General features: G+C 30.9%; 9 protein-coding genes. 4 read left to right on the top strand and 5 right to left on the bottom strand.

The genetic code is table 11. The features are described 5' to 3' along the window. The first annotated feature begins 406 nt into the window (after window positions 1–406). From AABM47_RS08655 to AABM47_RS08640, 4 genes are all read left to right on the top strand, one after another. Window positions 407–877 carry an ATP-binding cassette domain-containing protein gene (locus AABM47_RS08655; RefSeq protein WP_338410527.1) on the top strand — a complete coding sequence of 157 codons (471 nt, stop codon included), beginning with the start codon at window positions 407–409 and terminating at the stop codon, window positions 875–877. Window positions 878–943: 66 nt separating this feature from the next. Next, complete coding sequence (gene asnS / locus AABM47_RS08650) at window positions 944–2,389, top strand: asparagine--tRNA ligase (RefSeq protein ID WP_338410525.1); 1,446 nt, start codon at window positions 944–946, stop codon at window positions 2,387–2,389. A gap of 99 nt (window positions 2,390–2,488) precedes the next feature. Continuing rightward, the gene (gene rpoN / locus AABM47_RS08645; RefSeq protein WP_338410524.1) at window positions 2,489–3,961 is read left to right on the top strand and encodes an RNA polymerase factor sigma-54; all 1,473 of its coding nucleotides are present in this window, start codon (window positions 2,489–2,491) and stop codon (window positions 3,959–3,961) included. Window positions 3,962–3,970: 9 nt separating this feature from the next. Next, the gene (locus tag AABM47_RS08640) at window positions 3,971–4,582 is read left to right on the top strand and encodes a hypothetical protein (protein WP_338410523.1); all 612 of its coding nucleotides are present in this window, start codon (window positions 3,971–3,973) and stop codon (window positions 4,580–4,582) included. Here the strand turns inward: AABM47_RS08640 and AABM47_RS08635 are convergent. From AABM47_RS08635 to AABM47_RS08615, 5 genes are all read right to left on the bottom strand, one after another. Further along, on the bottom strand, window positions 4,577–5,251 hold the full coding sequence (locus tag AABM47_RS08635; RefSeq protein ID WP_338410522.1) for a porin family protein: 675 nt from the start codon (window positions 5,249–5,251) through the stop codon (window positions 4,577–4,579). The genes AABM47_RS08640 and AABM47_RS08635 overlap by 6 nt on opposite strands. Window positions 5,252–5,329: 78 nt before the next feature. Next, on the bottom strand, window positions 5,330–5,806 hold the full coding sequence (locus tag AABM47_RS08630; protein WP_338410521.1) for a biopolymer transporter ExbD: 477 nt from the start codon (window positions 5,804–5,806) through the stop codon (window positions 5,330–5,332). Between the two features lie 14 nt (window positions 5,807–5,820). After that, on the bottom strand, window positions 5,821–6,444 hold the full coding sequence (locus AABM47_RS08625; protein ID WP_338410520.1) for a biopolymer transporter ExbD: 624 nt from the start codon (window positions 6,442–6,444) through the stop codon (window positions 5,821–5,823). A 4-nt stretch (window positions 6,445–6,448) separates the two neighbouring features. Continuing rightward, window positions 6,449–6,874 (bottom strand): hypothetical protein, encoded by a 426-nt coding sequence (locus AABM47_RS08620; protein ID WP_338410519.1) that lies wholly within the window; start codon window positions 6,872–6,874, stop codon window positions 6,449–6,451. A gap of 23 nt (window positions 6,875–6,897) precedes the next feature. Further along, window positions 6,898–7,695: a MotA/TolQ/ExbB proton channel family protein gene (locus tag AABM47_RS08615; protein WP_338410518.1), complete on the bottom strand. Its 798-nt coding sequence runs from the start codon at window positions 7,693–7,695 to the stop codon at window positions 6,898–6,900. Between the last annotated feature and the right edge of the window lie 61 nt (window positions 7,696–7,756).

The raw sequence follows: 7,756 nt of genomic DNA, 5'->3' as shown, positions 1-7,756 counted from the left end.
AGTTTTCTTTATTCGTTTGATTAAATTGATTATTGGGCTGAATATCTAATATATCACCAACTTTAACCTCTAAAATAGCTGCAATTTTATACAAACGTTATACAGATAGTTTTGTATCTAATTTTTCTAATTTTGAATAAGCAACCTGACTAATATCTAGCTCTAAGGCCATATATTTGTGACTATATCCTTTGTCTGTACGTATTTCTTTTATCTTTTCTAAAATCTTTTTTATAATTTTTTATTACAAATAATACCGTAAAAGTAATGATTGTTTATTATTAGTTATTTTTTTGTGTAAAATTTTATACAAATTTTACAATATCAAAATATCTCGAGAACTTAGTTGATAATGAAAAATTTAAACGTTGAATTATTAAATTAAAATGAATTAGTTGAATTAAATATACAAGAAGAAAAAATTGAAGGTGGTTTTATTGCTTTAGGAGATTCATTTCCAAATATTCAAGTCGTTTTAGAATTATCCAAAAAACTAGGAATTTCTGAATTTGTTGAAAAACTACCTAATGGCTTTGAAACCCAAATTGGAGAAAATGGCGCAATGCTTTCTGGTGGTCAAAAACAACGAATAGCCATTGCAAGAGCCTTATACAAAAACCCAGAAATATTGCTAATGGATGAAGCAACTTCTGCTTTAGACACAAACTCGGAGCAATTGGTGCAAAGTGTAATAAAAGATTTTAAAAATCAAGGCAAAACAGTAATTGTTATTGCACACAGATTAAGTACAATTGCCAACGCTGATACTATATTAGTTATGGAAAACGGTGCTGTTGTAGAAAGTGGTAATCACAATGTTCTTTTGTCTCAAAAAGGTAAATATTTTGAACTTTGGAATAAGCAAAGTTTAGTATAAATACAATTGTTGTTTATAGTTTAGCTTTTTAAAATTTACTTATATTTGCATTAAATATTAGAATTCATGAAACATACTAAAGTAATTGACCTGTTAAACAGCGCCAAAAAGTTACAAGAAGTAACCGCTAAGGGTTGGGTTAGAACATTTAGAAACAATCAATTTATAGCGTTGAATGACGGTTCAACCATACATAATATCCAATGTGTTGTCGATTTTGAAAATACCCCTGATGAAACCTTAAAAAGAATTACGACAGGGTCTGCAATTTCTGTATCAGGAATTTTACAAGAGAGTAAAGGAAAAGGACAAAGCGTAGAAATTCAAGTGCATAAAGTTGAAATTTTAGGCGATTCAAATCCCGAGGATTATCCCATACAACCCAAAAAACATTCGCTTGAATTTTTAAGAGAAAATGCACATTTACGCATTAGAACAAATGCTTTTGGAGCAATTATGCGTGTTCGATCGGTACTTTCTTTTGCAGTTCATAACTATTTTCAAGAGCGTGGGTTTGTATATGTAAACACTCCTATCATTACGGGTAGTGATGCCGAAGGTGCTGGCGAAATGTTTAAAGTAACTGCTTTACCTTTTGACAAAACACCGAGAACAGAAGAAGGAAACGTAAATTATACAGCCGATTTTTTTGGTAAAGAAACAAACCTAACTGTATCAGGGCAGTTAGAAGCAGAAACCTATGCCATGGCTTTAGGACAAGTATATACTTTTGGGCCAACATTTAGAGCCGAAAACTCTAATACGTCTCGTCATTTAGCTGAATTTTGGATGATTGAACCTGAAGTTGCTTTTAACGATTTAGATGCTAATATGGATTTAGCTGAAGACTTTATTCAGCATGTAATTAAGTACACCCTAGACAAATGTGGTGATGATTTGGCTTTCTTGGAACAGCGCTTGCTGGAAGAAGAAAAATTTAAACCTCAAACGGAAAGAAGCGAAATGAGTTTGTTGCAAAAATTAAACTTCGTTTTAGAAAACAACTTTAAACGTGTTTCTTATACAGAAGCTATTGATATTTTGAGAGATTCAACTCCAAATAAAAAGAAAAAATTTAACTACATTATAAAAGAATGGGGAGCTGATTTACAAAGTGAACACGAACGCTATTTAGTAGAAAAACACTTCAAGTGTCCTGTAATTTTGTATGATTATCCTGCCAATATCAAAGCCTTTTACATGCGATTAAACGACAATACAGAGCCTGGAAAGGAAACTGTTAGAGCCATGGATATTTTGTTTCCAGGTATTGGAGAAATCGTTGGAGGCTCTCAAAGAGAAGAACGATATGATGTTTTGATAGAAAAAATGCAGGCCTTGGGAATTGAAGAAAAAGAGTTGTGGTGGTATTTAGACACCCGCCGATTTGGTAGCGCTGTTCATTCGGGTTTTGGATTAGGGTTTGAACGCTTGGTGTTATTTGTGACAGGAATGTCAAATATTCGGGATGTGATTCCTTTTCCAAGAACTCCTCAAAATGCTGAATTTTAGTTTTTTGTTAAATTGTTAAAAATTTGAATTGTTAAATTGTAAATTTGTTTTAATTAATTCAATAAACAAATCAACAGTTAAGCTGTTAACCTATATAAAATGCTTAAACACAGTTTACAATTTAAATTATCACAAAAATTATCTCCACAACAAATTCAGTTGATGAAGTTGATTCAATTGCCTACACAAGCTTTTGAACAACGTCTTGAAGAAGAATTAGTTGAAAATCCAGCATTAGAAAACGGAAAAGAAGAGGAAGAAAAAAATGAAGACGACTTTTCTGACATTTCTACTGATGACTTTGATAATGATGATGACTACAACGAGCAAATTGAAACTGGAGACATTAACATTGATGAGTATTTAAGTAACGACGAAACACCCGATTATAAATATCAAGCCAATAATTTTAGCGATGATGATGAAGATCGCTCTATGCCTCTTGCAGCTGGCATCAGTTTTCATCAAGATTTAATAAATCAATTGAATACCTTTATATTAAATGACAATGAGCGCAATATTGCCGAATTTTTAGTGGGCAGTATTGACGATATGGGTTACATCCGAAGAACTGTTCAAGATATGGTTGATGATATGGCTTTTACTCAAGGGCTATATACCGATGAAAAAACAGTAGAACGAATATTACTTGTTGTACAAGAGCTGGAGCCATCTGGTGTTGCTGCTCGTGATTTACAAGAGTGTCTGTTGCTTCAATTGAAACACAAAACACCTAGTGAGTCTGTTGATTTGGCTACTAAAATTATTGAAGACCAATTTGATGCTTTTACTAAAAAACATTATGAAAAATTGCTTCAAAAATTTGACGCTTCAAAAGATCAATTGCGTAAAGCTATTGACGAAATTGAACGATTAAACCCAAAGCCAGGAGGAGCCTATGACGGAAATCAAAAAATGACAGAACACATAGTGCCCGATTTTACTATTAGAATTGTTGATGGAGAATTAGAATTAACTTTAAACGGCAGAAACGCACCTGAGCTTCATGTGTCTAAAGATTATCAAGACATGTTAAAGACCTATAAAGACACTAGTAATAAATCAAATTCGCAAAAAGACGCAGTTCAATTTATAAAACAAAAATTAGATTCAGCAAAATGGTTTATTGATGCAATTAAACAACGCAGCGAAACTTTATATGTTACGATGAATGCTATTATACATTACCAAAAAGAATATTTTTTAGATGGTGAAGAGTCTAATCTTCGACCTATGATATTAAAAGATATAGCCGATTTGGTGGGACTTGATATTTCTACAATTTCTCGAGTTGCTAATAGTAAATATGTAGATACTCCATATGGAACCAAGCTAATCAAAGAATATTTTAGTGAGTCTATGACTAATGATCAAGGAGAAGAAGTTTCTACTATTGAAATTAAAAACATATTGCAACAAGTTATTGCAGATGAAGACAAAAAGAAACCACTACCTGATGACAAATTAGCCGAATTATTGTTAGAAAAAGGTTATCCTATAGCACGAAGAACGATTGCAAAATATAGAGAATTACTAGATATCCCTGTTGCACGATTGCGTAAAAAGATTTAATTTGATGTAATGGACATAAAAAAATTACTCCCTTTATTTTCATATGTGTTTCACCCTATATTTATATCTATATATGGCCTTTTAATTTATTTAATAACTTCAAAAACAGCAATTTTTTCTTCTTTTACCTTACTATTAGTAATTCAAGTTCTTATATTAACATTATTATTGCCTCTTTCAATTTATTTTTTATTAAAGGCAACGGGTTATATAAACTCTTTTACTGAAGCTACAATTCAAGAACGTAAAACACCCATACTTTTACAAATAATTTTTTTAATACTGCTCATAAAATTTAGCAGTTTAATAAATGATATATATATTCTTTATTACTTTTTTGTTGGAGGGTTAATTGCCGCTGTTAGTGCTTTTATGCTAACTTTTGTTTCTATTAAAATTAGTTTACACATGATGGGCGTTTGCTCATTATTGGCTTTTACAATATGCCTTGGGTTGTATTTAAACACCTCTCTTATTTCATTAATAGCTTGTGAGATTTTTGTAGTAGGAAGTGTTGCTTCATCTAGACTATACATGAAGTCGCATTCTGTGAGTGAATTAATTTCTGGGTCGATCATTGGGCTTATATCCCAAATTATTTTATGGCAATATTATTTATAAAATATAAAAAACCAATCCAATATAAAACGATTTTAGCTTTAAATCTTCGTTATTGATTTTTACATTTTTAAACAGAGGGCTTAACGCGTAATAGGCATAAATATTACCCGTATTATTTCCAACAGAGAGGTATGCTCCGTATTTAATTTTAGATAAATCATTAATGTTGTTCACTTTTATAGTTTCTGTAGTAGAAATAAATTCAGCTTTTTCAGCAAATAAATAAGATAATTTAAAACCTGAATAAATACGCCAAAATTTATGGCTATCAAAAGTGGCGTTTCGCCAACGAATTTCTAAAGGAATATCAAGTTGATGCAGTATTAGTTTATTTTTTTCAAAATTATTATCAATAGAATAAGAAATTGTTGAAGAACTTGTTTCAATTTTAATATTACTTTTTAAATTTGAATATGAATAACCTAAACCTGTTGCTAGTGCCCAAGTTCGTTTTTTATTAATAGGCATATCTCTTAAAAATCCAAAAGAAATACCCGAAGAAAGAGCATGTTGATTAAAATCAGTTGGCTTATTTTGTAATAAATTAAAGGAAAGTAATACATACATTTGGTCTTCTCTAAACAAAGAGTCAACAACAGCCTTTTTTTCTTCTTGTGAGAATACAAAAAAAGAGGATAGCGTTAAAAAAAGCAACAAAAACTTTTTCACTTTAAAATTTTTTATAAAATTAATAAAAAAAAGGCATCCAAATATGGATACCTTTTTATTTTTTATTAAAGCAAATTTTTAATTTTTAATTGGACTCCCTTGAGCAGCCGTATAATTTACTTTTAATTGATCCGCTTTTCTTAATTCTTGTTTAATTTCTGTAACCAAGCCCATTTTAACTTCTCTATCAATTTTTAATGAAGCAGTTAAATAGGGTTCAGCATCTGAATTTCTTGAAGCTCTTTCTGAAGTTACAAAATTTTGAATATCAGATGGGTTTGACAACCTATCATTCAATTGAATTCTAGGATTTGATCCATAAGTGCTTTGATATCTATCACTTGGTTTTCCAGCATAAATATACATAACATACTCCTTCTTAAATAATTTAGAAGTTTGATCTGCTTTTGGCAACCTATTTTCAATCATTAAATCGCTATCTTTCATAGTAGTAGCAACCATAAAGAAAAACAAAAGCATAAATACGATGTCTGGCAATGATGCTGTTGAAATTCCTGGCGTTTCGCCTGTTTTTTTCTTATTAAATTTAGACATTTTTCTAAAATTTATTAGTTACTTCGTTTTGGTTCTGCTTCTGAAAGTCTTTGAGGAAATATTTCTTGAATAAACTTCACTTTTTTCTCAACTACTTCAATTTGTTTATCTGTATATTTACCTTTTGATGCTGGGTCGTTATAAATATACTCCAGTTCTGAAAATGTAACACCATTTTTTTTAAGACTTTCTCTGTTTCTTAAAAAATTATAAGCGGCTACTAATTCGTTTTGAACGGCTAAATATGTTTCATAAGTAGTTTCAGAATCGTTTGACAATGAAATTACTGCATCTAAAGGGCTATCAGACGATGCTGGATCTTTTGCTCCTTCACAGTAATCACAAGTGTTTTTACCGTTGTTTTCTAAAAATTTAATTGCAGCTTTTCTAAGGTCTTTAATGTCCATTAATTGCTCTTCAACTAATAACTGATTGTTCATATTAACTAAAACAGTTAAAATGTTACGTTCATTAATTGGCGGAACATCTGGCTCGTCTTGCATTGGTGGCAATCTTCTATTAATACCTTGATCTACACCAATAGTTGTAGTAACTAAGAAGAAGATAAGCAATAAGAAAGCAATATCTGCCATAGAGCCTGCATTAACTTCTGGTGGTGTACCTCTTTTCTTTGCCATATTATTATTTTTTTGCGTTTTTGATCATGAAAAATAATACAGAAAAAAGCGAAATTGAACCTAAAATGTAAGACATATTTAAACCTGTACTTACAATTTTAGAAGCGCTCCCCGATACTAATAATTCTTTTTTAACACTGTACACATCATCTCCATTAGCTATTAAGAAGGATACTACTAATAGTCCAACTAAAATACCTACTGTCATTAACGTGCTTTTTAATGCGTCTTTATCTGATGATAAGTTCTTAAATACATAAATTAAAACTACTGCAACACATGCAAATAGAATTATATAAGATAAATATATAAGAACAGAAATCCAACTGCTGTTGTCAGCATCACTACTAGCCATTATTAGTGCAAGAAAAATAAGGCTAAGTACCGCTACACCAAGAGCTGCTATTTTTGTTACTTTATGTAAATTCATAACAGTTATATATTTATAGGTTATTATTTTTTATAATCTGATAACATGTCGATTAAGCTTATTGAAGCATCTTCCATGTCATTTACGATAGAATCGATTTTTGCTGTAATGTAATTGTAAAATACTTGAAGTATCATTGCAACTACTAATCCAAATACGGTAGTTAATAAGGCAACTTTAATACCTCCAGCAACTAAAGAAGGCTCCATAGAACCTGCAGATTCAATGTTGTCAAAAGCTTCAATCATACCAATTACAGTTCCCATGAAACCTAACATCGGTGCCAAAGCAATAAATAAAGAAATCCAAGATACGTTTTTCTCTAATTGACCCATTTGAACTCCACCATAAGCTACAACCGCTTTTTCAGCAGAGTCAACTCCATGCTCAAAACGATCTAAACCTTGATAATAAATTGATGCAACAGGTCCAGCTGTATTTCTACAAACTTCTTTTGCAGCATTAACTCCACCCGATTTTAAGGCAGATTCTACATCTGAAACTAATTTTTTAGTGTTTGTTGTAGATAAATTTAAATAAATAATTCTTTCAATAGCAATTGCTAATCCTAAGATTAAACATAACAATACAATTCCCATAAAACCAGGGCCACCTTCAACAAATCTTTGTTTTAATTCTTGTGTAAATGATGTTTCAACTACTGCGTCTTCATCAGTAGATGTTACTAACTCACTTACTGCTTCTGCTTGTGCTGCAACTTCTTCTGTTACTGTTGCTGTAGAATCTGTAGCTTCTTGTGCTTGTACACTTCCGAATGCCATAATCCCTGTGATTGCTAAAATAGAAAATAATCTTTTCATGCTGTTGTTCTTAAATTTAATTAATTAATTTGTTTAAAAGTAATTCTCCTTTTATTGGTAA

The sequence above is a fragment of the uncultured Flavobacterium sp. genome (assembly GCF_963925415.1).
Taxonomy (GTDB): Bacteria; Bacteroidota; Bacteroidia; order Flavobacteriales; family Flavobacteriaceae; genus Flavobacterium.
This window is presented reverse-complemented; position numbering and strand designations above follow the sequence as displayed.